This window comes from Desulfoprunum sp. (assembly GCF_053613775.1).
Genome location: NZ_JBSHXH010000005.1, coordinates 82,803 through 105,438 on the forward strand (window position 1 = coordinate 82,803; position 22,636 = coordinate 105,438).

Below are 22,636 nucleotides of genomic sequence, written 5' to 3' on the forward strand. Positions count from 1 at the left end.
TCGTCTCAGGCAATGTTCTTCAACCGTCCCTCGGCCTCGGCGATAGCCGTCAAACGGGCCTCGAGGGCCGCCTTTTTCTCCTGTTCCCCGGCCACGACATCGGCCGGGGCGTTGGCCAGAAATTTCTCGTTGCCGAGCTTGCCATTGACCTGGCGCAGCTTGGCCTCGGTCTTTTCCCGCTCCCGCCCCAGTTTCTGCAGTTCGGCCGCCACGTCGACCAGGCCCTTGAGCGGGACGTAGATCTCGATATCGTTGTAGATGTAGGTGGCGGCATCGGCCGGCTTGTCGCCCAGGACCTGGACGGCGAGGCCGCTGAGCCGGGTCATGTCGGAGAGCGCGGCGGTGTAGCAATCGATCAGCCGTTTGGTTTCGGCGTCGGCGCAGACCACGCAGGCCTCGATGCGGGCGGAGGGGTGGATGTCGGCCTCGGATCGGATGTTGCGGATGCCGGTGATGATCCCCATCAGCGTCGCCATCTCCCCTTCCGCCGCCGGATCGGCCCACTGCTTCCGCCGCTCCGGAAACGCCTCCAGCATCAGGGTGGGACGGTCGCCGGGCAGCACGCTCCAGATCTCCTCGGTGACGAAGGGGGTGATCGGGTGCATCAGCTTCAGCACGATCTCGAGCACCGTCAGGAGGACGCCGCGGGCATCGCTTTTGGCCCGGTCGTCGTCGCTGAACAGGTCGGCCTTGATCCACTCCAGGTACCAGTCGCAGAACTCGTGCCAGATGAACTGGTAGTTGACCGAGGCCACATCGTTGAATTGGTAGCCGTCAAGCCCGTCCCGCACCGCCGCAATGGTCGCCGCGGTCCGGCTGAGGATCCAGCGGTGGACCAGCGCCAGTCCCTGCGGCCGGCGGCAGACCTCTTTCACCTCCGGGCCGCAGTCGCCGACGTGCATCAGGGCGAAGCGGGCGGCGTTCCAGATCTTGTTGATGAAAAAGCGGTAGCCCTCGATCCGGTCCTCGTCGAGCCGGATCTCGCGGCCCTGGGCGGCGAAGGCGGTGAGGGTGAAGCGCATCGCGTCGGTGCCGTAGCGGTCCATGACCTCGAGCGGATCGATGACGTTGCCGGTCGATTTCGACATCTTCTTGCCATGCTTGTCCCGCACCAGGGCATGGAGGTAGACGTCGTGGAACGGAACCTCGTCCATGAAGTGCAGGCCCATCATCATCATCCGCGCCACCCAGAAGAAGAGGATGTCGAAACTGGTGATCAAGACCGAGGTCGGATAAAAGGTCGCCAGTTCCCGGGTCCGCTCCGGCCAGCCCAGGGTCGAAAAGGGCCACAGGGCCGAGGAGAACCAGGTATCGAGGACGTCATGCTCCTGTTCCAGGCGGGAAGAGGCGCACTTCGGGCAGCGCTCGGGGTCGATCGATTCGACGATCAGCTCGCCGCAGTCGCGGCAGGTCCAGGCCGGGATGCGGTGCCCCCACCAGATCTGGCGGGAGATGCACCAGTCGCGGATGTTGTCCATCCAGCTGTAGAAGGTGTTGTACCAGGTCCTGGGGTAGATCCTCATCCGTCCGTCGCGCACCGCCGCCACCGCCTTGTCGGCCAGCGGCCGGACCGAGACGAACCACTGCATCGAGGTCGTCGGCTCGATGACCGTCTTGCAGCGGTAGCAGAGGCCGATGGCATGGTCGTAATCCTCGACCTTGTCGAGCAGACCCAGTTCCTCCAGATCGGCCACCACCTGCTGGCGGCAGGCGAATCGGTCGAGTCCCTGATATTTGCCGGCCGCCTCGTTCATGACTCCCATGTCGTCCATGACCTTGAGCAGGTCGAGGCCGTGGCGGCGGCCGATCTCGTAGTCGTCGCGATCGTGGGACGGGGTGACCTTGAGGGCGCCGGTGCCGAAATCCATCTGCACGTGGTGATCGTAGACCACCGGGATGATCCGGCCGGTGAGCGGCAGGCGGATGCCGACCCCGGCCAGGTGGCGGTAGCGCTCGTCGTCGGGATGGACCGCGACGCCGGTGTCGCCGAGCATGGTCTCGGGCCGGGTGGTGGCCACCACGACGGAGCCGGAACCGTCGGCATAGGGGTAGCGGATATGGTAGAGCTTGCCCTTTCTGTCCTCGTGCTCGACCTCGTCATCGGCGAGGGCGGTGTGGCAGCGCGGGCACCAGTTGACGATATAGTCGCCCTTGTAGATCAGGCCATCCTTGTACAGGCGGACGAAGACCTCGCGCACCGCTCTCGACAGCCCCTCGTCCATCGTGAACCGCTCGCGCTGCCAGTCGCAGGACGAACCGAGCCGTTTCAGCTGGTTGATGATGGTCCCGCCCTTGTCCTCGCGCCAGCCCCAGACCCTGTCGATGAAGGCCTCGCGGCCGAGGTCGTGCCGGCTCTTGCCCTCCTTCGCCAGCTGCCGCTCGACGACGTTCTGGGTGGCGATGCCGGCATGATCGGTGCCGGGCAGCCACAGGGTGTTGTCGCCGCACATGCGATGATAGCGGGTGAGGATGTCCTGCAGGGTATTGTTGAGGGCGTGGCCGACATGGAGGACACCGGTGACGTTGGGCGGCGGGATGACGATCGAGAACGAGGGCCGTCCGTCCTCCATCTTCGCCGCGAAACAGTCGTGCTCCAGCCAGTGCCGCAGCCATTTTTCTTCGACCAGGGAAAAATCGTACCCCTTGCTCAACAGATTTTCTTCTTTGCTTGCCATGACCAGTTTGATGAAAGTTGGAGTAAGTCGGCCCGTCCCGCTGAATTCACTGCCGTAATATCGGCGGGCAGGCGCCGGCGATGGAAAAGGCCGGTGGGGGAGATGCAGGGGGGATCCGGGAACATCGAATCTGCCCAGACACTACCGAGGAAGGATCTTTAATTCAACAGTTTTTGCGTAAAAGAGAGGGAAAATGCGGCCATTTCGGGCCAATGGGTCAACGATCGGATCGGCGGCGGCAACCGGCGCCTACCTGGCGCTCCATGGTTTGGGCAGGAAGATCTGCTCGTAGAGATTGAGGGCGTAGCGGTCGGTCATGCCGGCGATATAGTCGCAGACCTGGCGGTGGGCGATTTTCTCGTTCGGCCAGTCGCTCTCCTCCTCGCCCGGCTCCCAGCCCTCGCCGATCCGCCCCGAGAGGCCATACTCGAAGAAATAGCCGTAGAGTTCGCGGATGATCTTCTGGGCCTTCTCGAACTCGTTATGGACCTTGTAATAGCGATAGACATTGTCGTACAGAAAGGCGCGGAGGTCGGTGATCGCCTCGAGCATCGCCTCGCTGACGTGGAGCCGGCCGTCATCCGCCCGCAGGGTCTCGACAATCAGGTCCCGGACCATGGCCCCGATCCGTTTCGAATGCCGCTCACCGACGACGTCCTTGATCTTCTGCGGCAGGTCCTTGCCCTTCAGCACCCCCGAGCGCAGGGCATCGTCCATGTCGTGGTTGACATAGGCGATGATATCGGAAAGCCGGACCAGCTGGCCCTCGAGGGTCGCCGGGATCTCGGCCGAATCTTTCGGCAGGATGTCGCCGTTGCCCTTCGAATGCTTGACGATGCCGTTGCGGACCTCGAAGGTCAGGTTGAGGCCCTGGCCGTTGTTCTCCAGGGTGTCGACCACCCGCAGGCTGTGGATGTAGTGACGGAAACCGCCGGGGTGGAGTTCGTTGAGGGTGGCCTCGCCGGCATGGCCGAAGGGGGTGTGGCCGAGATCGTGGCCGAGGGCGATGGCCTCGGTCAGGCATTCGTTGAGGCACAGGGCGGTGGCCATGCTGCGGGCAATCTGCGAGACCTCGAGGACGTGGGTCAACCGCGTCCGGTAGTGGTCGCCGGTCGGGGCCAGGAAGACCTGGGTCTTGTGCTTGAGGCGGCGGAAGGTCTTGGAGTGGGTGATGCGGTCGCGGTCGCGCTGGAAGGGCAGGCGGATGTCGCGGAGATCGTCATCCTCCGGCCTGGTCCTCCCTCTGGACCGCCTGTTCAGGGTGGCGTAGGGGGAGAGGATCTGTTCCTCCCGTTCTTCGAGTTGTCTTCTGATCGAGGTACCGACCACAGGAATGAATGCCATGCCGCTTCTCTGCCTGTCCAGGAGTAGAGATTCTTGACCTCACCGGCTTTTCTTACACACCAGGGGAGACAAACGCAAGCGGGAATGGCGCACCGGACGGAATGAAGGGCTGTTCCTCGAATTTATTCATAACGCGCCACCGGCAGACCGTCCTCGAACGACAGGACGATCGTCGAGATTTCGGTGAGGTTCACCTCCGGCCAGTCGATCGCATCGCCTTCGCCGTCGACGACCCGGATATTCCAGTAATCGGCCTCTTCGTCCGGGGCGAAATCGATTTCGATTTCCTGCCCATCCGGCAGAGTATCCACCGACAGCACATCCTCCTGCCAGTCATCGGCTCCAGTCGGTCGGATATACAGCTCATAGATCTCGACCCCTGTCCGGTTGACCAGGATGAAATCCTGCTCGCCCGCCGTCACAGGGCCGGCGGCAAGCAGAACCAGCAGCACGGTCGGCACCACAATGTTCATGGCTCATGTCCCTCGTTGGAATTGGCCCCGCCCCACCGGCACCAGCGGCCTCAAACCGTGACATTGTCGACGGAATGACATCATATGTCAAGCTATGGCCGTCATTTTCCGGGGTGAAAAAATTCATTGCCGGCCGGCGGCGATGGATTCGGCCGCTCCCGCTCTCCCGGCTGCCGCGTTCTGACCGGGGTAGCGGTCGATCCCGCCGCGGGCCAATGCCAGCCGCTCCAGGGAGAACGACCGGGCGCCAAGATCGCATTCGCCGCCTTCCGCGCTCAGCGTTTCCGCGGCGAACAGCGGGGCCGCCGCCCGGTCGCGCTGGATGCGGAAGTCCCGCAGGGCGCTGGTGATCTTCCGCAGCACGGTCCCGCCGGTATCGGCACCGGCGGCCAGCTCTGCCTGCAGATGGAGATCAACCCCGGCGATCGTCGCCCTGATCGGGGTCTTGCGGCTCCGGTCGTCGAGATCGACGGCGATATTGTTGACATCGACGGCGTCGATCCTGATCTTGAAGGGAGGTGCTGCTGTAGCGGGCGGTGGAGGGACGGCAGGGGCCGGGGTCTTTTTCCCCGGGGATTTTTCAGGCAGCGTCGGCCGGACGACCTGCTGCAGGTTCAGGCCGCCGCCATCGTCGAGGCGCACATCGACGGCCCCATCCGCCAGCAGCAGCCGCGCCACGTGCAACTCCCCGGCCGCCAGGTCGAAGCGGGGGGCCTCCAGGTCCAGTTTTTTCGCCTGGAAAAAGGCCCGGTCGGTTTTCGGCAGTTTGAGCGCCAGGTCGGCGGAGGAGACGTGCAGCCCTTCGAGGATCAACTGCAGCGTTGAGTTTTCGGCGTTCAGGCGATAATCGCCGGTGACATTGATCCGACCGGCAGGCTGCTCCAGGTTGACCCGGTCCCGAAAAAACTGCCACAGGCTGGCCGCCTGGATGGCATCGAGGGTGAGCCTGCCCTTCGAGCGAAGCGGCGAGAGGGAGATCTCCCCCTGCCACGGGACCGACTCGCCGTCTTTGGTTGCGGCGGCAAGGCGACAGGTCCCGTTACAATGGAACAGGCTGCTCACCTCCAGATCGACGAAAAGCCTGGCAAATGCCAGCATCGGCGACCCGTCCGCCTGCTGCAGGCTGAACTGGTCGGCTTCGATACTCAACAGGAACGGATTGATCCGGATGCGCTCGACGGCGGCCCGGCAATCGAGGTTCTGTGCGGCGTATCTCGGCACGTACCAGCGCATGATTCTCGGCGCGGCGACAAAACCGGCAAGGGTGTAAAGCAGTACGGCGGCCACCGGGATGTAAAAATATCTGCCGGTCAACAGCTTCCGTATTCTGTCATTCATATACCAATCCGATCGAAGACGGCGGGATAACCGCCCCAGCGGCCGTCATCGATGATATGTATCTAAAATAGTGGAACACTATCTTCCCAGGCCCATCACCCACGGCCGTCAGGTCTTCCGTTTCTTGAGGATGTGCTGATCGGACCGGCAGGGCTCGTCAGCAGCGGCGGCCTCGAAGGGTTTATCCTGACGGAAATCGGGGATCAGCAGGTCCTGGCTGGCCAGTTCCTGGATGAAGGCGTTGTCGAGGCCGAGGTCGAGGGCATGGCCCATGATCTCGTCATACTCGTCCTCGGTCAGGGTCCGGTCGATACCGGGATACCGGCAGGCCTGGTACTGGGGCGAATACTGCGACATGATGCTGACGCAGATCTCCGGCGACAGCTCGGCCAGGAACCTGAGGCACTGCCGGCTGTTGTCGAGATGGCCGGGCAGCACGAGGTGGCGCACCAGCAGGCCCCGGGTCGCCACACCCTCACCATCCACCTGCAGGTGGCCGACCTGGTGAAGCATCTCCCGCAGGACACCGGGCACGACATCGGCGTAATCGCCTGCCGCCGACAGTTTTTTGGCCAGGCCGTTGTCGAGGTACTTGAGGTCCGGCAGGTAGATGTCGACCAGCCCCCGGATCAGCTCCAGGGACGCGACCTCGTCATAGCCGTTCGAGTTGTACACCACCGGGATGGTCAACCCCTTTCCCTTGGCCAGGACGATGGCGTCGGCCATCTGCAGGACCATGTGCGAGGGGGAGACGAAGTTGATGTTGTGGGCGCCTTCGTCCTGCAGCTGGAGCATGAGCGCGGCCAGCTCATCGACGGTCAGCAGCCGGGTCGGATTGTTCTCGAATTCCTGGCTGATCTGGTAGTTCTGACAGAAGACGCAGCGGAGGTTGCAGCCGGCAAAGAAGACCGTCCCCGACCCGCGTGTGCCCGACAGCGGCGGTTCCTCGCCGAAATGGAGGCCGGCATGGGAGATCAGGATGCCGGGGGGCACCCGGCAGAACCCGGCCTCGCCGGCCAGACGGTTGACCCCGCAGTGCCGCGGGCAGCATTCACAGTGACTGAGTCGCGCCGAAAAGGACATTTCTTCCTCTCTTCCTGCCGGTCCTCACCGCCCGCCCCAGGTCCGCCGGCTCCGGGCAGCCTTCTTGGCGACGGTCTGCCAGGTGTCGGTCATCAGGAAGGACTCGCGATAGCGCTCGAGCATCGAGACGAACATGCCGCAGGGCACGGTGAACGACACCTCGTCGGGCCGGAAAAATTTCCGCGCCGACGGGTCCCAGCCGCCAAGTACCGCCTTCATCGCCCCACGGCTGAGGTAATGGAAGGGCCAGGCGGCGATCGACCCGCAGGCGGCGGCCCAGGGCGACATCACCACCTCCGGGTCGTTGGTGACGAAGGTCGCCAGCTGGTGCAGGCCGCACAGCGGTTCCGGGCGGGTGAAGAAGATCACCAGGGCCGGTTCCTCTTCGCCCTTGAACTGGCGGATCGGCTTGACAATGCAATATTTTTTGAGGGCCGGGCACGGATCCAGCCGGGCGAAGATGGCCCGCAGGGCCTCAGGCGACTCGCAGTAGTGCTCGCCCTCCGACCAGCCGGGGATCCCCGTGGTGACATAGCGGAGGATGGTCTCGGTCTGCGGCTTGTGAAAGCCGAGGAAAAAGGACCCTCCCGGACAGCCGGGCTGGTCGGCGGCGAACGCGGCCACCGCCTGCTGCTGCCTCACCCGCCAGATCAGCCCCATCACGCAGGCGAAGGAGGCGAAGACCGCCTGCCAGTCGACCTCGCCCCGCTGTTCCCGTTCCGGGGTCGGCGGCTCCATGGCCGGCGGCGTCATCGCCCCCTCGGGCATCTCGTCACTGTACACCAGGCCCAGCGGCTCCTCGGCCAGGCCGAGCCGGTCGATAAACGACGCCAGTTCCCGTTCGATCACTGCCTGCATGGTACGACTCCTCTCGTTGCTGTTGCTGTCGTTGCATCCTATGCCCGCTCGAAGGCGATCTGGCCAACGGCCGTGTCCTGCCGCAGGGTTTCCAGCAGCGAGGCGGCCATATCCCAGCGATAGGCGGGATACAACGCTTGTGCCTCGTCGATCTTGCGGTCGAAGATCTCCAGCAGGCCGTTGCAGACCGCGCGGGCGTGGGGACCAATGCCCTCGTGGTCGATGAACAGGATGGCGTCGATCAGGTCCGCCAGTTTGATGACCGCCAGGTGTTCCGGATTGCGCCGGCGGATGTCCTCCCGCATGTCCTCGAGCCACGGCGCGATCTGCCTCTCGATCTCGCGGACCGGGTTGTCGGCGCCGCTGATCGCCTCGATATGCCGCTTCAGCGGGCTCGGCAGGTCGCCCATCAGCAGCTCCGGGGCATCGTGCAGCGAGGCGTATTCCATGATCCGCAGCAGGGCGGCAGCGTCGATGTCGGGCCCGAACATGTCCCCGGCCAGATGGCTGGCGATCCGGGTCACCATGAAGAGGTGCTCGGCCAGGGTCTGGTCCCTGGAGGTGCGGACACTGTGCCAGCGGGTCACATGACCGGCGCGGGCGAGATCGGCGAGTTCGAGTCTGGGCAGGGTCATCGGCTCTTGCAGCACGGATTTGCAGGAGAACGCCGGTGCATGATCCGTCGTTCACGAACGGTAGCCGCCGGACGGTCCTTGTCCGGCACCGATACCCCACTATCCTACCATCTTTTGCCGGACCTGTCCAAGGACCTCTGCGCCCTGTGGGTTTCTGGCCGGAGCGGCGGAATTTTCCTTTGCATCGGCAGCCGGGCCAATTACACTCCGGCAGACAAAATCGGATGACGGCCAACCGACAAAATCAGCTGATGACTACAGATCATGACCACTCTCCACCACTACAACGACCAGATCGTGCTCACCGAGGTCGATTTCCCCGACTACCTGGTCCGGGGCGCCGTCCTCTTCGGCCGGGAGGCGGTGGTCGTCTGGGACACCCTGACCCACCCGGACGACATGCAGTCCCTGCTGCCGCTGCTGAACGACCGCCGCCTCATCGTCGTCTACAGCCATGCCGACTGGGATCATGTCTGGGGGACGGCCGCCCTGCAGCGCCCCGGTCTCGCCGTGGTCGGCCACCGGCTCTGCCGCCGCCGCTTCGATGCCGACGTCCCCGCCACCCTGCGCCAGCGCCGGCACGACGAACCGGGGAGATGGGACGCCGTCCGCCTCGTACCGCCGGATCAGGTTTTCGACGCGCCTACTACGGTCCTCGACCTGGGCGGGCTGACCCTGGAACTGAGCCCCCTGCCCGGCCATACCCCGGATTCGATCGTCGGCCTGATCCCCGAGCACCGCCTGCTGCTGATGGGCGACACGGTCGAGACGCCCCTGCCCTGCGTCCCGGCGGAATGCCGGCTCAACCGGTGGCAGGATGAACTCCAACGGTGGCTGATTGACCCGCGGGTCGCAACCGTCATCCCCGCCCACGGCCCCTGGGGCGGCAAGGAGATCATCCGCCGGACGCTCGACTATCTCGAGGACCTGCAGGCCGGACGGTCGGGGCCGGATCTCAACGATCTCAACCCGTTCTACCGCCGGACCCACGCCGACAACCTGAATAACTGCACCCCGGCGCAGAACCCCGCCTCAACGCCACACCCGTCGCCGGCCCCATGAATCCACCGACTGCCGCCGCACCATCCGGCCAATTCCCCCACAACGGACAACCCATGAGAAGCATCTTTTCCGAATCGATCACCGCCCTGCCCCTGGCCAATATCCCGCTGGACGGCGCCACCGCCTACCTCTCCCAGGCCGACTCCCACCAGATCCTGTTCATGGAGTTCGCCGAAGACGTCGATCTCCCTGAGCACGCCCACGGCGCCCAGACCGGCTTCGTCCTCGAGGGGCGCATCGATCTGGTCATCGATGGCCAGGAATACACCTTCGACAAAGGCGACCGCTACCACATCCCGGCGGGAGTCCGCCATTCAGGCAGGATTCATGCCGGTTACGCCGATATCGCCTTCTTCGATGAACCCAGCCGCTACACCGTCAGAAAGGCTTCAGATCCACGGGAATTGCGATCGACCCGCTATTGATCCCGCCGCTTCGTCCCGGGGAGCGGCCACCGCCGATTTTTCCAGCGATCGGCGGCGCCATCGCGTACTCGACCGGATACCCCCTCTTGACAGAAGGCCACGGGATACGAATAGTTGTTGTGGACACTTACTGTTATCGGGTTGTACCCCGATGCGGCGGGAGATTGTTCCCGTTGCCCTGAACCTTCACCCAGGAGAACTCTGATGGCGACAATCACACTGAAAGGGAATCCGATCGAGACCGCAGGCAACCTGCCGGCCATCGGCAGCCAGGCCCCAGCCTTCACCCTGACCCGGACCGATCTCTCCAACTGCAGCCAGGACGATTTTGCCGGCAAGACCATCGTCCTCAACATCTTTCCCAGTATCGACACGTCGGTCTGCGCCGCCTCGGTGCGCCGTTTCAATGCCGAGGCCATTCTCCAGAAGGACACGGTCGTCCTCTGCATCTCCGCCGACCTGCCCTTCGCCCACAAGCGATTCTGCGAGGCGGACGGCCTGGACAACGTCATCCCGCTGTCGGTCTTTCGCGCCCCCGCCTTCGGCACCGACTACGGCGTGACCATCACCACCGGGCCGCTGGCGGGATTGCTGGCCAGGGCGGTGGTGATCATCAATCCCGACGGCAAGGTGGTCTATACCGAACTGGTACCGGAAATCGGCCAGGAACCCGACTACCACAAGGCCATCAGCATGCTGTCATAACCCCCCGCTTTCGCCTCGACCCGGACCGCTCCCGCGAGCGGACCGGGTGGAGACCGCCCGGCCCTGCACCTCCCCCCGGCCGTCACCCCGGACAATCCATCCTCCGCCACCACCGGTTTCACCCGCCGCTGACTGGTCGGCAAACTCCGGAATGAAAAAGTCAGGATCAAGCTCTTTTCCCGTCCCTGACCCCTCGCCGAGGGGCAGAAGAACCCCGGCGGCATTGCAATATTCTCCCGAACTCGTTGCCCTGTACAATAAAATGCGGCCATCCCAACGCAGCGGCGGTAACAGGGCGACAGCTTTTCGCCGGGCCGGGCGCCGCCCTCCCTGCCCGTCCTCAAGACCAGCCGGGAAAAGCCTTGACAGGAGCAATGCCATTGGCTATGAGATTGACCACTGCGTCCAACACCAATCACCCGTTCCGGTACAACCGGCCCAAGTTGCCCCGGCAGAGCGGGTCATCGCCGGCTGACACGAATTCACCCAGGCCCGAACACTTCATGCCCCCGATTTCACCCCCAGACGGCACCGTCGTCGCCGTTGACAGCCATGTCCACTTCCATGACCTGAGCGACCCTGCCGCCCTGCTCGATTCAGCCCTTGCGGCCATTCGCCGCAACCTCGGCGATCGGCCCCCGACCTCCGTCCTGCTGTTGACCGAACCGGCCGCCCGGCCGACCTTTGCAACCCTTCGGGAGCTGACGGCGCAACCGCTGCCGACAGCCGCTGCCGCCGCCTGGCGGCTCGAGGCGACGAGGGAAACCATTTCGCTGCGGGCCCGGAACCGCACCGGCGACACGATCTACCTCATCGCCGGGCAGCAGCTCGTCACCGCCGAGCACCTCGAGCTCCTCGCGCTCTGCACCCTGCCCGAGATCCCCGACGGTCTCGATCTCCAGGCGACGGTGCGGCGGATCCGCGAGGCCGGCGGCCTGCCGCTGCTGCCCTGGGGCGTCGGCAAGTGGCTGGGCCGGCGGAGCAGGGTCGTCAGCGATTTCCTCGCCGCCCCCCAAGAGGGCCCGATCCTGGTCGGCGACAACGGCGGCCGCCCCGCGTTCTGGCCCTTCGTGCCGCAGTTCCGGCAGGCAACGGCCGCGGGGATCAGGATCCTCCGCGGTTCCGATCCGCTGCGCTGCAGTTTCAGCAGGCGGGGTGCCGGCAGTTTCGGCGATCGCATCGACTGCCGCCTCGACCCGGCCCGGCCCGGCCACTCCCTTGCACAGGCCCTGACGGCCGCCGATACCCGAATCCAGCCCTTCGGCCGCCTCGAATCGTCCTGGAGTTTCTGCTATGACCAGATCGCCCTGCGGCTCGGCTGAACCATAACCACAACGCGTACCCCCCGATCATGAAACGAAATATCTCCCTGCTCCGCGACCATACCTTCGACGCCGTCGTCATCGGCGGCGGCATCCATGGCGCCGCCATCTTCCGCCAACTCGCCGCCGCCGGCCTGAAGATCGCCCTCGTCGAACAGAACGATTTCGGCAGCGGCACCTCGGCCAACAGCCTGAAGATACTGCACAGCGGCCTGCGCTACCTGCAGCACCTGAACTTTAAGCGCATCCGCGAATCGATCCGGTCGCGCAAGTATTTCATGCAGATGGCCCCGCACCTCGTCAAGCCGATGCCCTGCATCATGCCGACCTACGGCCATGGCCTCGAAGGCCGACCGGTGATGGCCGTTGCCCTCGCGTTGTTCGACCTCATCGGCTGCGACCGCAACCAGGGGGCCCCGCCGGCCAACCGGGCCGAGCGCGGCAGGATCCTGTCACGGCGGGAATGCCTGGCGATCGGCCCGGGGATCAAGGCCGAGGGGCTGACCGGCGCCGCCCTGTGGTACGACGACCTGATCGTCAACACCGAGCGGATGACCCTGGCCTTCATCAAGGAGGCGATGCGCCACGATGCCGTCTGCGCCAACTATCTCCAGGCCGACCGGATCATCATCGCCGACCGGGAGGTCAGGGGGGTGGAGGTCAGCGACCGGCTCGGCGGGACCGCCTTCGCCATCCACGCCCCGCTCGTCATCAATGCCGCCGGGCCCTGGCTGGGCGAGATCCAGCGCCGCTCGCGGCAGCTCCCGACCACCGAGGACCTGGCCAAGGCGGTCAATATCGTCGTCGACCGCGCCCTCTTCCCCGGCTACGGGGTGGGGCTCGCCGGTTCCCCCGACTATGTCGACCAGGACGCCGCCTTCAAACGCGGCAAGCGCCTGTTCTTCTTCGCCCCCTGGCAGAACCGGACGATCATCGGCACCACCTACCGCTACACCGCCGGTCAGGAGCCGGCGACGACCGTCACCGACGACGACATCATCGAGATCCTGCGGGAGGTCAACACCATCTACCCGATGGCCCGGCTGACCATGGACGACGTGGTCTTCAGCCACGCCGGGCTGGTCCCCGCCTACCGCCCCACCACCAGCGTGCGCCACAGCGCCGCGCCGCAGCTGGTCAAGCACTCGAAGGTGATCGACCATACCCGGGCCGACGGCCTCAAGGGCCTGCTGACCATCGAGGGGGTGAAGTACACCACCGCCCCGGCCATCGCCAGAGAGGTCGAACTGCTGCTGGCAACCGACGGGAAAGGCGGCGGAAACGCCCCGCTCGGTCCCCGGTCCCACGATTTCGCCGACCGGCGACTGATCGATGCCTATGGCCGACGCTTTGGCCATATCGAGCAGGTCTACGGCCCCGACTGTGTCGATGTCTTCCGGATCATCGCGGCTGACGAACGGTCGGCCTCGTACCTGCGACTCGACCCGCCGCTGCTGGCGGCCGAGGTGATCCACGCCGTCCGCGAGGAGATGGCGGTCAAGCTGACCGATGTCGTCCTGCGGCGGACCGACAGCGGCACGACCGGTTGCCCGGACCGTCACGACCTGCGGGCGATCGCCGGCGTCATGGCCGGCGAACTGGGGTGGGATGAGCCAAGGATCGAGCGGGAGATCGCCGAGGTGCTGGGCCATTACGCCGGCAACCTCGGTCTCCAGGGGAAGGACGAAAGGGCGGAGAACCGCTGACCGGGCGCCGGCCGCCTCCAGCCGGCAGGCCCTGTCCGGGTCATCCGCCCTGAGCGATCACCGGATCGAGACCACCGGACATTCGGCCTTGAGGATGACATACTGGGCGGTCGAACCGAAGATGAGCTTGCCGACCTTCGACCGGCTCTTGACGGCGAGAATGATCTCGTCGCACGCGTTCTCCCTGGCGTACTGGACGAGATCCTCGCCGGGGGTGCGGCCGCGGATGAGCAGATGGGTCTCGTTCTTCACCCCCTGCTCGTGAAGAAACTGTCCGGCCTTGACGAGATTCTCCTCGGCCTCCCTGATCTTTTCCCCTTCCGTCGTCCCCCCTCCGAACATCGAGGTGACGACATGAACCTCGCCATTGCTGGTCCGGGCCCTCTTGACCGCCTCTTTGAGCAGGTCCTTTCCGACATTCACTCCCCGATAGCCGACAAGAATCTTCATGCAGTATGTCTCCTTCCCAAATTGTTGATCAGCAGCAGGTAGATAGCAATACAGCAGGACAATACCTGCGTCGATGCCTGCCTGTCAAGGACAAGACGCCGCAGTCGTTGCGGCCGTTCCTCCAGGCTGATGGTATCGAAACCGGGATAGCCCGGATGCAATGGGACTTGACCTGAGGCATGGCGGAGACATACAATAATTCAGACTTCTTTCGACACAACGCACGGCGCTGCAGCCCCCACCCGCTGCACCATGGAGGAACCGCTCATGACAGCAAAGATTACGGCAGTGAAGGCGATGGAGATTCTCGATTCCCGCGGCAACCCGACGGTACGGGTCTTTGTCGGGCTGAACGATGGGACGACCGTGTCCGCTTCCGTCCCTTCCGGGGCCAGCACCGGCGAGAACGAGGCCATCGAGCTGCGCGACGGCGACGCCGGGCGCTATCTCGGCAAGGGGGTGCTGAAGGCGGTGGCCAACGTCAACGAGATCATCGCCCCCCGGCTGATCGGGATGGCCGCCGGCGACCAGACGACGATCGACCGGCTGATGATCGACCTCGACGGCACCCCCAACAAGTCGACCCTCGGCGCCAACGCCATCCTCGGCGTGTCGATGGCGGTCGCCCGGGCCGCCGCCGCCTCGCTCGGCCTGCCCCTCTACCGCTACCTCGGCGGCACCGCCTGCCGCCGCATCCCGGTGCCGGCGATGAACATCATCAACGGCGGGGCCCATGCCGACAACAGCGTCGACATCCAGGAATTCATGGCCGTGCCGTTCGGGGCGCCGACGTTCGGCGAGGGGCTGCGTTCTATCGCCGAGACCTTCCACACCCTGAAGAAGATCCTCAAGTCGCGCGGCCTGGCGACCGGGGTCGGCGACGAGGGCGGATTCGCCCCGAACCTGGCGAGCAACGAAGAGGCGATCGAGGCCATCATCGAGGCCATCGAACAGGCCGGCTACCGCCCCGGGGTCGATATCGGCATCTCGCTCGACAGCGCCGCCAGCTCCTTCTCCCCCGATCTCAGCACCACCTACGAATTGAGCCGCTCCGGCGGCGGCCGGATGTCCTCGGCCGAGATGATCGCCCTCGGCGAACGCTGGGTCAACAGCTATCCGATCCTCACCTGGGAGGACCCGCTGGCCGAAAACGACTGGGAGGGATTTCGCCTGTTCACCGAAAAACTCGGCCATCGCATCGATATTGTCGGCGACGATATCTTCGTCACCAACACCCGTTATATCGAGCGCGGCATCCGGGAAAAGACCGCCAACTCGGTGTTGATCAAGCTCAACCAGATCGGCACCGTCACCGAGAGCATCGACGCGGTGCGGATGTGCCGCGACGCCGGCTGGCGCTACTTCATCTCGCACCGCTCCGGCGAGACCGAGGACACCTTCCTCGCCGACTTTGCGGTGGCGATGGACGGCGGCCAGATCAAGACCGGTTCGGCCAGCCGCAGCGAGCGCATCGCCAAGTACAACCGCCTGCTCGAGATCGAGCAGGAGCTCGGCAGCACGGCGCTGTACTACTGGAAATAACGCCACGCCGCCACCGCCCCCCTCTCATCACGTGGGGGCCGGCACCACCGCAGAGGATATCCGCCATGCAACCTATCGGCATCATTCACAGCCCGTTCAAGAACCTCAGGGACATGCCCATCCAGCCGAAGGGGGCGGCCGTCCGGGAAGGAGCGATCGAGGTCTTCGACCAGTTCGCCGAGGGACTGCGTGACCTCGACGGCTTCAGCCACATCTACATGCTCTACACGTTCCACCAGGCGCAGCGGACCGAACTGAGCGTCGTCCCGTTCATGGACACGGTCGCCCGCGGTGTCTTCGCCACCCGCTCGCCGCTCAGACCCAACCATATCGGCCTCTCCATCGTCGAGATGGTGAAGGTGACGGCAAACATCGTCATTATCCGCGGCGTCGATGTCCTGGACGGCACCCCGCTGCTCGACATCAAGCCGTATGTGGCCGCCTTCGACGAGGTCAAGGTCAGCCGGTCGGGCTGGATGCAGGCCAGCCGGGAGGAGGTCTCGGCGATGCGCTCCGACGGCCGGTTCGTCGGCTGAATCGTGGCAGAACCGGGTGATCGGTCAATATGGTGAAAACGACAGCGCCGCATTGACTTACCCGGGGAGAAGCACAACCAGTAAACGTATACGGCAGGACATCGTTGCCGCCCAACCGCGGCAACATCTGCCGGAACCGGATAACAAGTCGCTACAAATGGGCTATACGAGCCAGGAGGAGATTATGACCGCCCCAGAAGAGAAAAAAGAAAAACCTGACCCCGAGCGGGTCGCCGTGCTGCGCTCCCTGCCGCTCGAGGTCAAGGAAAAGATCACCGGCGAGGAGGCGGCCGCCTTCATGTACAACCGGCCGCTGCCCGAGTCGCTGCTGGAGAAACTGAAGGATTACATCGTTATCGACAAGGAGGAGTAATCACGGCAGGCCGTAGGCGGTCTTCGTGCCCATCATTCTTTTACCAGGAGGAGTTCACCATGCCAGAGACAAACAGACGGCCCTGCCCCACCTGCCAGGGAAATAAAATCATCGAAGGAATCTGCGAGGCCAGTTCGGAATGGAGGGGGACCAGCGAAGACGAGAAGAATGACACCCAGTGCACCCCGGACCAGGAATGCCCGACCTGCCACGGCACAGGGTATGTTGAAGAAAGCTGCGGTCCGGGCAGGAAATGACCTGACACCGCAAGGGCGACACAGTACCCGATCCGCCCATGTTAAGCCCTCCATCGCTTTTCCCCGCTGCAGTCCCTGCTGCGGCGGGAAAGGGGTGAGTCCACCTCCGGGAGATACCGCATGACCGAACAACCGGCGCTCTTCGTCTCGCACGGCGCCCCCAACCTGATCCTCAAAAACGATGCCAACTGCCGCTTCTTCCGGGACCTGGGGCGTACCCTGGCCCGGCCGGCGGCCATCGTCTGCGTCTCCGCCCACTGGGACACCGACGAGCCGTTGACCAGTGGCGCCGACCTGCCGCCGACGATCCACGATTTCTCCGGTTTCGAGGCCGAACTGTACTCGATGCGTTATCCCTGCCCGGGAGACCCGGCCCTCGCCGCCAGGATCGCCGACAGCCTGTCGGCGGCAGAAATCCCCTGCTTCGTCTCGGAGCACCGCGGCATCGATCACGGGGCCTGGGTGCCGCTCAAGCTGATGTTCCCCTCAGCCGACATCCCGGTCGTCCAGGTCTCGATCCAGACCGATCGCGACACCCGCCGTCACTACGATCTCGGCCGGGTCCTGGCGCCGCTGCGGCGGGAAAACGTGCTGATCGTCGGCAGCGGCGGCGCCACCCACAACCTGCGGGAATTCGGGCGCTACGCGGTCGATGCCCCGCCGGTCGGCTATGCCGCGGCCTTCGACGAGTGGCTGGCGGAACGCATCGAAGACAACGCCATCGCCGACCTGCTCGCCTATCGGGACCTCGGTCCGGAGGCCCGGCGCAACCATCCCGGCGAAGATCACATCCTGCCGCTGTTCGCCCCCTTAGGCGCCGCCGCCGGGCAAGACTGGGGCAGAAGGATTCATCACCGGATCGAGTATGGCATCCTGTCGATGGCCGCCTTCGCCTGGGGGCTCTGACAGTTCGGCCGCCGCAGCACCCGGAGCGGCGTTCTCCCCGTTCATCCCGCAACGACACCGGGATTCAGGAATTGCCGCCCTGTCCGGACCTGGAGGGAAGCATCTTCCGCCCCGCGATCATATACACGAGGACCGAGGCCAGGATCAGATAGCCGAACAGTTGCACGCTCTTGGTCTTGATGATGAAGGCGATGGTGATGATCATCGACGCGCTGACCAGGAAGAACAGCGGCTTGGGGATCTGCTTGAGGATCACCCGGCCGAAATGGGCAAAGCGCACATGGCTGACCATCATCCCGACCGAGGCAGCGGCAATGGCCCACAGAACGAGGGGCGGGGCGACCAGGGCGGCGCCGAGGACGATCAGCGCCCCGGCCGGACTGGGCAGACCGTTGAACACCCCCTCGGGCAGGTCGGTCCGCTTCTTGTCGACGGCGACGAACCGGACCAGACGGTAGGCGACGCCGACGAAGAACAGCGTTCCGAACAACCAGGCCCAGTCGCCGCCGGACTTGAAGATGATATAGGCGGGAGAGAGGCCGAAGCTGGTAAAGTCGGCGATATCGTCGAGATACGGTCCGTACTTGGTGCCGCCGTGCTTCACCGCCATCCGGCCGTCGAAGAGATCGAACAGCTGGCCGAGGACGATGGCGAAGATCGCCCAGGCGAATCGCCGGTCATAGGTCAGGATCAGACTGGCGATGCCGCAGAAAAAGTTGAGCGTCGACAGGATGTCGGCGTAGAGCCGGTTGGGGATGAATTTAAAGACGATCGACGCCGCCGACAGGGTGATGCAGGCGATCAGCACCTCGTTGCCGATATTGACGAAGCCGGGATTGGCGTCAAGCAGGGCGCAGTAGATGACGAGGGCGAAGCAGATGATGGCCTTGATCTTGCCGAAGTTGTTGGCCGCCACCGAAAAACTGAGGTAGGACAACAGCTTCCGGGCGAAGAACTGGCCGAACAGCTCGACTGCGACCAGCATCCAGATCAGCTCCGGGGCCATGATCCCGAGGTAGGCGAACCCTACCAGCGGCGGCAGATAGGTCAACTTGTCGCACATCGGGTCGAGGGATTCACCCCACTTGGTGACAAGGTTCATCCCCCGCGCCACCACCCCGTCGACCCCGTCGAGGATCGCGGCGAAGGTGAAGATGATGATCGCCGTCGCCTGGTAGGAGGTGTGGAAGTAGAGGACATAGCCCACCAGGGCCATCGCCGTCCGCCAGTAGCAGATCGAATTCGGGTGCAGCAGCCAGAAATGGGATCGGATGTAATCCTGCATCGACGGCCTCTTGATCATCGATGCGAACCAGTAATAGAAGCCGGTGCCGATGGCGGCGGCAAAAATGATCACTCCAAGTCTTTCCATTTCTACTCCCGAAGGTGGCGCAGCGATGCGAGAACAGGTACAGTTATTCAGGTGATGGGAATTCCCACACGCGTATTTAGCACTTCCGTCCGGAAAAGTCCATGCCCGTGCATCACCGATCGGATATCATTTATCTGATATCTCATGAAAAAATCATGGTTATGGGATCTGCTCGCGGCAGCTGCCGCCCCATCCTCACTGAAACCGGGAAGCCGTCCTCAATGTCCACACCCTTCGCCGACCTCATCCGCACCAGACAGAGTGTCAGGGAATACCAGCCTCAGCCGGTCGCCGACGATGATCTGCAGCGGCTGATCGAGGCGGTGCGGCTGGCGCCGTCGGCCAGCAACTCGCAGCCGTGGCGGCTGATCATCGTCAACGATCCGGAGTTGAAGGACCGGGTCGCCGGCGCCGCCTACTCCCCCCTCATCACCTTCAACCGCTTCGCCCTCCAGGCCCCGGTCATCGCCGTGCTCACCATCGAACGGCCGGGGCTGGTGACCCAGATCGGCGCCCGTTTGAAGAACCGGGAATTCCCGTTAATCGACATCGGCATCGCCGCCACGCACTTCTGCCTCCAGGCGGCCGAGCTCGGCCTCGGGACGTGCATGATCGGCTGGTTCGACGAAGACGAGGTCAAACGGGTCCTCAGTATCCCCGCCAGGACCAGGGTCGGGCTGCTGATCAGTCTCGGTTACGCCCCGGAGGGATATCCGCTGCGCCGCAAGATCCGCAAGACGACCGCCGAGATGAGCCGGTTCAACACCTATTGACGCCCCCGCTCCACCCGCACCAGCCGCGCAGGCAGCCTCAGTCGACAGATTTTTTGCCGGAACGATATGGACATGTACCGGAGGAAGGACTATCATTGAGCCAGGCAGCCACCGTCGGACCGGAACCCGCCCGCGAAAAACGGCGGGGCCTCACCCGGATATTCATCTCCCAGGAGGGTCTCATGACACGTTTTGCCCGTCTTACCGCCATCATCCTTTCCCTCTTTGCCCTCAGCGGCTGCGGCTACAATGCGCTGCAGATGAAGGAGGAAACCGTCTTCAAGGCCTGGTCCGACATCGAGTCCACCCTGCAGCGGCGCGCCGATCTGATCCCGAATCTGGTCGAGACCGTCAAGGGCTACGCCCAGCACGAGAAGGAGACCCTCGAGGCAGTGATCACGGCCCGGGCCAAGGCCACCTCGGTGCAGCTGCCGCCGCAGGCCCTCAGCGATCCGGCCGCGATGCAACAGTTCCAGGCCGCCCAGGGCGGGCTAACCTCAGCTTTGGCCCGGCTGATGGTCGTCGTCGAACAGTATCCCGATCTCAAGGCCAACCAGAATTTCCTCGACCTCCAGACCCAGCTCGAAGGGACCGAGAACCGGATCAACGTCGCCCGCCAGCGCTACAACCAGACCGTCGAGGATTTCAACGGGGCGATCCGCCGGTTCCCCGAGAGTCTGACCAACAAGATCCTGCTCCACCTGGAGCGCAAGGAGTACTTCAAGGCCGACGAAGCGGCGAAGGCCGCGCCGCAGGTCAAGTTCAACTGAGCGCGTCACGCATCATGACCGCCATCCGCCGCCTGCTCCCGGGCAGTCTCCTTCTGACCGTGCTGCTGGTCTGCCTGCACCTGCAGGCTCTGCCGGGCCTCGCCCTCGAGGTCCCGCCGCTCGAGGGGCGGGTCAACGACTACGCGGCGATGCTGGCGCCGGCCACGGTCGACCAGCTTGAAAGGTCCCTTGCCGCGTTCGAACAGGAGCAATCGACCCAGATTGTCGTCCTGACCGTGGCGTCGCTTTCCGGCGACAGCCTCGAGGACTTCTCGCTGCGGGTCGCCGAGTCCTGGAAGATCGGCAGGAAGGGCCTGGACAACGGCGCCCTGCTGCTCATCGCCCGGGACGACCGCAAGATCCGGATCGAAGTCGGCTACGGTCTCGAGGGCAGGCTCACCGATCTGGCCGCCGGGCGGATCATCCGCGACGTCATCACCCCGCAGTTCCGCAACGGCAGCTTCGACCAGGGGGTCATCAACGGGGTGACGGTGATGATGGCGGCGGTCAAGGGTGAATTCTCGGACGAACAGATCGCGGCGCACCGGGGCGACGACCAGGTCGGCTTCGAAGGTCTCTTCGTACCTTTGCTGGTCGGACTGTTCTTCATCAGCCGGATTATCGGCCGCAACAGGATGGTGACCGCCTCCCTTGGCGGCATCGCCGCCCCTGTCCTCGGTTTTCTCGCCTTCGGCGCCCGCTGGCTGATGCTCGCCGCCCTGATCCCGATCGGCTTCGTCGCCGGCCTGCTGATCGCCGCTGTCGCCGGTTCGGCCGCTTCAGGCCGGACGGGCCGAGGAACCTGGAGCGGCGGCGGCTTCGGCGGGTCCTCGGGCGGCTTCGGCGGTGGCGGCTTCAGTGGCGGAGGCGGTGGTTTCGGCGGCGGCGGTGCCTCGGGAGGATGGTAGAATGGTGACTCTGGCACAGCGGTTTCTGACGGAGGCCGAACGGCAGCGGATCGGCGAGGCCACCCGGCAGGCCGAGTCGCTGACCTCGGGCGAGATCGTGCCGATGGTGGTCTCGGCCAGCCATGACTACCCGCTGGCGGCGATCGTCGGGGCGGTGGTCGTCGCCCTGCCGCCGGCCCTGATCCTCACCCCCTTCATCGCCGCCCCGCTCTGGCTCGGCCACCACGAGATGTGGATCTTCCTCGCTCTGTTCTGCCTCCTCGCCCTGCCGGCCCAGGTCCTGGTCAAACGCACGCCGGCGCTGAAGCGATGGTTCCTCAGCGCCGACCAGGTCGACGAAGAGGTGCGGGAAGCGGCGGTGACCGCCTTCTTCGACGAGAAACTGTACCGGACCAGACAGGAAAACGGCATCCTGATCTTTATCTCGGTCCTCGAGCACCGCGTCTGGGTCCTTGCCGACAGCGCCATCAGCAGCCGGATCGGACAGGACCAGTGGCAGGAGATCGTCGACCACATCACCGCCGGAATCAAGCAGAATCGCCAGGGCGAGGCGATCGGCGAGGCGATCGGCCGAGTCGGGGCAATCCTCCAGGAACATTTTCCAATCACCACCGACGACCCCAACGAACTGCACGACCTGATCATCCGCTGATCTCGCCGGGACCGATCTCCCGGAGGTTATTTGCCCTTGGCCGCCTTTTCCATGACCTGCTGCGCCCAGGACATCGCCGCCATGACCTGCGGGAAACCGATGGTCGAGATCAGCAGCAGCAGGGTATGGGAGATCTCCTCCGGGGTGGCCCCCACCTGCAGGGCCCGGCGGGTGTGGGAGCATACCGAGCCCTCCGAATGACCGGCGGCGGCGGCCGCCAGCTGGATCAGGTGCGAGGTCTTCTCATCGAGCGGACCGGCGGACCGGATGGTGGTGCCGAGGTTTTCGGCGGCGGTGAAGATCTCCGGATACTGCTTGTTCATCTTCTTGTAGAACGACGGTTTTCCCTTCTCAGACATAGTGCCTCCTGGTTGTGGTAGCGATCATGATGATCGATTTCATTGACCGTTGAGTGTTTTACATGATGAAAGTCTGCCTGCCCTTTCAATTACGACTTTTTATCCCCTGTCA

The 22,636-nt window shown here is 64.4% G+C and carries 24 protein-coding genes; 14 read left to right on the top strand and 10 right to left on the bottom strand.

Annotated elements, in window-relative coordinates; all coding sequences use genetic code 11:
• Positions 1-5: 5 nt before the first annotated feature.
• From ACWGKN_RS12580 to ACWGKN_RS12610, 7 genes are all read right to left on the bottom strand, one after another.
• Positions 6-2,675: a valine--tRNA ligase gene (locus ACWGKN_RS12580; RefSeq protein WP_452095377.1), complete on the bottom strand. Its 2,670-nt coding sequence runs from the start codon at positions 2,673-2,675 to the stop codon at positions 6-8.
• A 249-nt stretch (positions 2,676-2,924) separates the two neighbouring features.
• Positions 2,925-4,019 carry a deoxyguanosinetriphosphate triphosphohydrolase gene (locus tag ACWGKN_RS12585; protein WP_452095378.1) on the bottom strand — a complete coding sequence of 365 codons (1,095 nt, stop codon included), beginning with the start codon at positions 4,017-4,019 and terminating at the stop codon, positions 2,925-2,927.
• A gap of 122 nt (positions 4,020-4,141) precedes the next feature.
• A complete protein-coding gene (locus tag ACWGKN_RS12590; RefSeq protein WP_035226964.1) occupies positions 4,142-4,492 on the bottom strand; it encodes a hypothetical protein in 351 nt (116 codons plus the stop codon).
• A 123-nt stretch (positions 4,493-4,615) separates the two neighbouring features.
• Positions 4,616-5,830 carry a DUF748 domain-containing protein gene (locus ACWGKN_RS12595; protein ID WP_452095379.1) on the bottom strand — a complete coding sequence of 405 codons (1,215 nt, stop codon included), beginning with the start codon at positions 5,828-5,830 and terminating at the stop codon, positions 4,616-4,618.
• A 108-nt stretch (positions 5,831-5,938) separates the two neighbouring features.
• On the bottom strand, positions 5,939-6,913 hold the full coding sequence (locus ACWGKN_RS12600; RefSeq protein ID WP_424254810.1) for a radical SAM protein: 975 nt from the start codon (positions 6,911-6,913) through the stop codon (positions 5,939-5,941).
• A gap of 24 nt (positions 6,914-6,937) precedes the next feature.
• Positions 6,938-7,771 (bottom strand): DUF169 domain-containing protein, encoded by an 834-nt coding sequence (locus tag ACWGKN_RS12605; RefSeq protein ID WP_035226957.1) that lies wholly within the window; start codon positions 7,769-7,771, stop codon positions 6,938-6,940.
• A gap of 38 nt (positions 7,772-7,809) precedes the next feature.
• Positions 7,810-8,406: a YfbR-like 5'-deoxynucleotidase gene (locus tag ACWGKN_RS12610; RefSeq protein WP_052159684.1), complete on the bottom strand. Its 597-nt coding sequence runs from the start codon at positions 8,404-8,406 to the stop codon at positions 7,810-7,812.
• A 264-nt stretch (positions 8,407-8,670) separates the two neighbouring features.
• Between ACWGKN_RS12610 and ACWGKN_RS12615 the strand changes: the two genes are divergently transcribed.
• From ACWGKN_RS12615 to ACWGKN_RS12635, 5 genes are all read left to right on the top strand, one after another.
• The gene (locus ACWGKN_RS12615) at positions 8,671-9,468 is read left to right on the top strand and encodes an MBL fold metallo-hydrolase (protein WP_452095380.1); all 798 of its coding nucleotides are present in this window, start codon (positions 8,671-8,673) and stop codon (positions 9,466-9,468) included.
• A 53-nt stretch (positions 9,469-9,521) separates the two neighbouring features.
• Positions 9,522-9,893, top strand: coding sequence for a cupin domain-containing protein (locus ACWGKN_RS12620; protein WP_035226956.1), 372 nt, complete (start codon positions 9,522-9,524; stop codon positions 9,891-9,893).
• Between the two features lie 204 nt (positions 9,894-10,097).
• Positions 10,098-10,598, top strand: coding sequence for a thiol peroxidase (gene tpx / locus ACWGKN_RS12625; protein ID WP_035226954.1), 501 nt, complete (start codon positions 10,098-10,100; stop codon positions 10,596-10,598).
• 503 nt (positions 10,599-11,101) lie between these two features.
• Positions 11,102-11,920 (top strand): hypothetical protein, encoded by an 819-nt coding sequence (locus tag ACWGKN_RS12630; protein WP_052159682.1) that lies wholly within the window; start codon positions 11,102-11,104, stop codon positions 11,918-11,920.
• 29 nt (positions 11,921-11,949) lie between these two features.
• Complete coding sequence (locus tag ACWGKN_RS12635) at positions 11,950-13,626, top strand: FAD-dependent oxidoreductase (protein ID WP_052159681.1); 1,677 nt, start codon at positions 11,950-11,952, stop codon at positions 13,624-13,626.
• A 57-nt stretch (positions 13,627-13,683) separates the two neighbouring features.
• Here the strand turns inward: ACWGKN_RS12635 and ACWGKN_RS12640 are convergent, their stop codons facing one another.
• Positions 13,684-14,076: a universal stress protein gene (locus tag ACWGKN_RS12640; RefSeq protein ID WP_035226951.1), complete on the bottom strand. Its 393-nt coding sequence runs from the start codon at positions 14,074-14,076 to the stop codon at positions 13,684-13,686.
• Between the two features lie 267 nt (positions 14,077-14,343).
• Here ACWGKN_RS12640 and eno point away from each other — a divergent pair, with 267 nt between their 5' ends.
• The 5 genes from eno (at position 14,344) to ACWGKN_RS12665 (ending at position 17,690) form a co-directional block, all read left to right on the top strand.
• Positions 14,344-15,618, top strand: a complete 1,275-nt coding sequence (gene eno / locus ACWGKN_RS12645; RefSeq protein WP_452095381.1) for a phosphopyruvate hydratase — start codon at positions 14,344-14,346, stop codon at positions 15,616-15,618.
• A gap of 65 nt (positions 15,619-15,683) precedes the next feature.
• Positions 15,684-16,154: a tRNA (N6-threonylcarbamoyladenosine(37)-N6)-methyltransferase TrmO gene (gene tsaA / locus ACWGKN_RS12650; protein ID WP_035226945.1), complete on the top strand. Its 471-nt coding sequence runs from the start codon at positions 15,684-15,686 to the stop codon at positions 16,152-16,154.
• 184 nt (positions 16,155-16,338) lie between these two features.
• Positions 16,339-16,527 carry a hypothetical protein gene (locus tag ACWGKN_RS12655; RefSeq protein ID WP_035227011.1) on the top strand — a complete coding sequence of 63 codons (189 nt, stop codon included), beginning with the start codon at positions 16,339-16,341 and terminating at the stop codon, positions 16,525-16,527.
• Between the two features lie 59 nt (positions 16,528-16,586).
• Positions 16,587-16,784, top strand: coding sequence for a hypothetical protein (locus ACWGKN_RS12660; protein WP_035226944.1), 198 nt, complete (start codon positions 16,587-16,589; stop codon positions 16,782-16,784).
• A gap of 120 nt (positions 16,785-16,904) precedes the next feature.
• Complete coding sequence (locus ACWGKN_RS12665; RefSeq protein ID WP_035226942.1) at positions 16,905-17,690, top strand: DODA-type extradiol aromatic ring-opening family dioxygenase; 786 nt, start codon at positions 16,905-16,907, stop codon at positions 17,688-17,690.
• A 64-nt stretch (positions 17,691-17,754) separates the two neighbouring features.
• Here the strand turns inward: ACWGKN_RS12665 and ACWGKN_RS12670 are convergent, their stop codons facing one another.
• Positions 17,755-19,062, bottom strand: coding sequence for a CDP-alcohol phosphatidyltransferase family protein (locus ACWGKN_RS12670; protein WP_452095382.1), 1,308 nt, complete (start codon positions 19,060-19,062; stop codon positions 17,755-17,757).
• A gap of 221 nt (positions 19,063-19,283) precedes the next feature.
• Between ACWGKN_RS12670 and ACWGKN_RS12675 the strand changes: the two genes are divergently transcribed.
• The 4 genes from ACWGKN_RS12675 (at position 19,284) to ACWGKN_RS12690 (ending at position 22,165) form a co-directional block, all read left to right on the top strand.
• Positions 19,284-19,835: a nitroreductase family protein gene (locus tag ACWGKN_RS12675; protein WP_452095383.1), complete on the top strand. Its 552-nt coding sequence runs from the start codon at positions 19,284-19,286 to the stop codon at positions 19,833-19,835.
• A 182-nt stretch (positions 19,836-20,017) separates the two neighbouring features.
• The gene (locus ACWGKN_RS12680; RefSeq protein ID WP_452095384.1) at positions 20,018-20,605 is read left to right on the top strand and encodes a LemA family protein; all 588 of its coding nucleotides are present in this window, start codon (positions 20,018-20,020) and stop codon (positions 20,603-20,605) included.
• Positions 20,606-20,619: 14 nt separating this feature from the next.
• On the top strand, positions 20,620-21,513 hold the full coding sequence (locus tag ACWGKN_RS12685) for a TPM domain-containing protein (RefSeq protein WP_452095385.1): 894 nt from the start codon (positions 20,620-20,622) through the stop codon (positions 21,511-21,513).
• A 1-nt stretch (position 21,514) separates the two neighbouring features.
• A complete protein-coding gene (locus ACWGKN_RS12690; RefSeq protein ID WP_452095386.1) occupies positions 21,515-22,165 on the top strand; it encodes a TPM domain-containing protein in 651 nt (216 codons plus the stop codon).
• A 26-nt stretch (positions 22,166-22,191) separates the two neighbouring features.
• On the opposite strand, the gene ACWGKN_RS12695 is transcribed toward ACWGKN_RS12690, so the two are convergent.
• Positions 22,192-22,524, bottom strand: a complete 333-nt coding sequence (locus tag ACWGKN_RS12695) for a carboxymuconolactone decarboxylase family protein (RefSeq protein ID WP_035226930.1) — start codon at positions 22,522-22,524, stop codon at positions 22,192-22,194.
• Positions 22,525-22,636: the final 112 nt, after the last annotated feature.

Excerpts from the sequence above, each read along its gene's own strand:
- ACWGKN_RS12595 (WP_452095379.1), bottom strand. The coding sequence starts at position 5,830 with ATGAATGACAGAATACGGAAGCTGTTGACCGGCAGATATTTTTACATC.
- ACWGKN_RS12655 (WP_035227011.1), top strand. The coding sequence starts at position 16,339 with ATGACCGCCCCAGAAGAGAAAAAAGAAAAACCTGACCCCGAGCGGGTC.
- ACWGKN_RS12620 (WP_035226956.1), top strand. The coding sequence starts at position 9,522 with ATGAGAAGCATCTTTTCCGAATCGATCACCGCCCTGCCCCTGGCCAAT.
- ACWGKN_RS12605 (WP_035226957.1), bottom strand. The coding sequence starts at position 7,771 with ATGCAGGCAGTGATCGAACGGGAACTGGCGTCGTTTATCGACCGGCTC.
- ACWGKN_RS12610 (WP_052159684.1), bottom strand. The coding sequence starts at position 8,406 with ATGACCCTGCCCAGACTCGAACTCGCCGATCTCGCCCGCGCCGGTCAT.
- ACWGKN_RS12685 (WP_452095385.1), top strand. The coding sequence starts at position 20,620 with ATGACCGCCATCCGCCGCCTGCTCCCGGGCAGTCTCCTTCTGACCGTG.
- ACWGKN_RS12660 (WP_035226944.1), top strand. The coding sequence starts at position 16,587 with ATGCCAGAGACAAACAGACGGCCCTGCCCCACCTGCCAGGGAAATAAA.
- ACWGKN_RS12580 (WP_452095377.1), bottom strand. The coding sequence starts at position 2,675 with ATGGCAAGCAAAGAAGAAAATCTGTTGAGCAAGGGGTACGATTTTTCC.
- ACWGKN_RS12695 (WP_035226930.1), bottom strand. The coding sequence starts at position 22,524 with ATGTCTGAGAAGGGAAAACCGTCGTTCTACAAGAAGATGAACAAGCAG.
- ACWGKN_RS12590 (WP_035226964.1), bottom strand. The coding sequence starts at position 4,492 with ATGAACATTGTGGTGCCGACCGTGCTGCTGGTTCTGCTTGCCGCCGGC.
- ACWGKN_RS12630 (WP_052159682.1), top strand. The coding sequence starts at position 11,102 with ATGCCCCCGATTTCACCCCCAGACGGCACCGTCGTCGCCGTTGACAGC.
- ACWGKN_RS12600 (WP_424254810.1), bottom strand. The coding sequence starts at position 6,913 with ATGTCCTTTTCGGCGCGACTCAGTCACTGTGAATGCTGCCCGCGGCAC.
- ACWGKN_RS12585 (WP_452095378.1), bottom strand. The coding sequence starts at position 4,019 with ATGGCATTCATTCCTGTGGTCGGTACCTCGATCAGAAGACAACTCGAA.
- tpx (WP_035226954.1), top strand. The coding sequence starts at position 10,098 with ATGGCGACAATCACACTGAAAGGGAATCCGATCGAGACCGCAGGCAAC.
- ACWGKN_RS12615 (WP_452095380.1), top strand. The coding sequence starts at position 8,671 with ATGACCACTCTCCACCACTACAACGACCAGATCGTGCTCACCGAGGTC.
- ACWGKN_RS12680 (WP_452095384.1), top strand. The coding sequence starts at position 20,018 with ATGACACGTTTTGCCCGTCTTACCGCCATCATCCTTTCCCTCTTTGCC.
- eno (WP_452095381.1), top strand. The coding sequence starts at position 14,344 with ATGACAGCAAAGATTACGGCAGTGAAGGCGATGGAGATTCTCGATTCC.
- ACWGKN_RS12690 (WP_452095386.1), top strand. The coding sequence starts at position 21,515 with ATGGTGACTCTGGCACAGCGGTTTCTGACGGAGGCCGAACGGCAGCGG.
- ACWGKN_RS12635 (WP_052159681.1), top strand. The coding sequence starts at position 11,950 with ATGAAACGAAATATCTCCCTGCTCCGCGACCATACCTTCGACGCCGTC.
- ACWGKN_RS12640 (WP_035226951.1), bottom strand. The coding sequence starts at position 14,076 with ATGAAGATTCTTGTCGGCTATCGGGGAGTGAATGTCGGAAAGGACCTG.
- ACWGKN_RS12665 (WP_035226942.1), top strand. The coding sequence starts at position 16,905 with ATGACCGAACAACCGGCGCTCTTCGTCTCGCACGGCGCCCCCAACCTG.
- tsaA (WP_035226945.1), top strand. The coding sequence starts at position 15,684 with ATGCAACCTATCGGCATCATTCACAGCCCGTTCAAGAACCTCAGGGAC.
- ACWGKN_RS12670 (WP_452095382.1), bottom strand. The coding sequence starts at position 19,062 with ATGGAAAGACTTGGAGTGATCATTTTTGCCGCCGCCATCGGCACCGGC.
- ACWGKN_RS12675 (WP_452095383.1), top strand. The coding sequence starts at position 19,284 with ATGTCCACACCCTTCGCCGACCTCATCCGCACCAGACAGAGTGTCAGG.